Origin of the sequence: Emergencia sp. 1XD21-10 (assembly GCF_009936045.1) — a bacterium.
Lineage (GTDB): Bacteria > Bacillota > Clostridia > Peptostreptococcales > Anaerovoracaceae > Senimuribacter > Senimuribacter intestinalis.
Genome location: NZ_QWEQ01000070.1, coordinates 1 through 1,587, shown reverse-complemented (window position 1 = coordinate 1,587; position 1,587 = coordinate 1). Strand labels below are relative to the sequence as shown.

General features: G+C 43.7%; 3 protein-coding genes. All 3 read left to right on the top strand.

Going from position 1 to position 1,587, the window contains the following annotated elements; genetic code table 11:
* Positions 1 to 258 precede the first annotated feature (258 nt).
* Entirely contained in the window at positions 259 to 507 is a 249-nt protein-coding gene (locus D1151_RS16330) for a helix-turn-helix domain-containing protein (RefSeq protein ID WP_161873770.1), read from the top strand.
* Entirely contained in the window at positions 491 to 1,303 is an 813-nt protein-coding gene (locus tag D1151_RS16325) for a phage replisome organizer N-terminal domain-containing protein (protein ID WP_161873771.1), read from the top strand. Before D1151_RS16330 ends, D1151_RS16325 begins: the two co-directional genes overlap by 17 nt.
* A 33-nt stretch (positions 1,304 to 1,336) precedes the next feature.
* The coding region (locus D1151_RS16320; protein ID WP_202620443.1) for a hypothetical protein at positions 1,337 to 1,587 on the top strand (251 nt) is incomplete at its 3' end.

Below are 1,587 nucleotides of genomic sequence, written 5' to 3'. Positions count from 1 at the left end.
GGGAGAGTTTATACTTAGGTTAGACAAAATGTCTAGCCTATTTTTTTTATGTTGAAATTGCAACGGTTTCCGGAGACTATTTTGTGGCATGAGTGCCGCTGCGGCGTAAAAGACCGTTAGAATCCGTTGGGATTTTGAGAGGCTTTTGGACAAATGTCCGTACATAGTAATAGTTATAATAAGAGTAATAGTTATAGTAAGAGTTAAAGAAAAGAGAGAGAGAGAAAAGTAGTCTGCGTTGAAGGAGGGAGTCTGATAATGAGCAGAATATGGACAGAGAGCACGCGAGCTGACCTTGAGTTTTTACTGAAGGAGGGATACAAGGTTCCAAAAATTGCAAAAATGATGGGGATATCGCCGGCGTCAATATATAATGAATTGAAGTTGACGCTTACGGAAGAAGAGTATAAGGACAGGCGGTTCACCAAATATACTGCCGATCTGGCATGGCAGATGGAACGTAAAAGCAGAAGTGGAAAGGTGGAAATAAATGAAGCAGCAGAATAAAGGCGCGATTGCCTCAGCAACGAAGTATTGGTATTTCCGCTTCCCTAAAAATTTTTTTAATAGCGTTGAAATTATTAAGATGGAAACGCAGATGGGCGGTTATGAATATTTGGTGATATTGCTTAAGTTATACTGTCTATCCACGGAGCAGGGTGGCGTATTTTGTCTCCCAGCCACGGAAACAGGCGACTTGGACATAGTGCTGTTGTCGGAAATTCTGCGACACAAAGTACAGGCGGTAGGCAGTGCGATGGAGTATTTTACGAAGCACGGCTTTGTTGAACTTGTCGCTGCAGATGAAGCAGGCCAGAAGCAGATGTATCTGCATTTTCCGGACGTGAAATACAATACCGGTCAGTCCAGCAAGGATGCAGATCGGAAAAGAGTAGAGCGAGGTCAAAAGGAAGCTAGTGCATTGCCAGGTCCGGCAAAGACAGATGAACGAGCGGCGCAGGGCAAGGTGTATGGAGAATTCAAGAATGTGATTTTACTGGACGAGGAGTATCGTAAATTCACTTCCCGATATGAGAACGCCGAGCAAATTATCCAGAGATTATCTATTTGGAAAGCCAGAAGCGGCAAGCCGAGCCATAACGACTACGCCTTCTTGCTGAGTTTTGCAGAAACTGATGGAGTGCTTAAACAGAGCGAGATGAAACGCAGGGCTATCGCATATGAACTGTATAAAAGGGAAGCGGAAGCAGGCTGTCCTCCGCCATCAGATAAGAAAGAACTTTTGACGGAAATGCAATGGCAGGAACTATGTAAAATCGCAGAAAAGAATTTTAACAAATAAAGCATAAGTTGTAGCTTGTAACAGGAGAGCATGATGAGTGAGACAATGGTAAAAGCAAGAAGCGACCGAAGGCCCCTTGAGGGAGAAACACTCTATGGGTGGGAAGTCTTGCGTTACGAAGGATGCCGTAATAATAAAAGTTATTATTGGTGTAAATGCAAATGCTGTGGTCAGCTGTATTTGCGCCGGGCAGATAAATTACTTGCTGGCAGGACAAAACGCTGCGGTGAATGCGCAAAGGAAAAAGTAATGTATGAAGGAGAGGGGAAAGAAAAAATGAATGG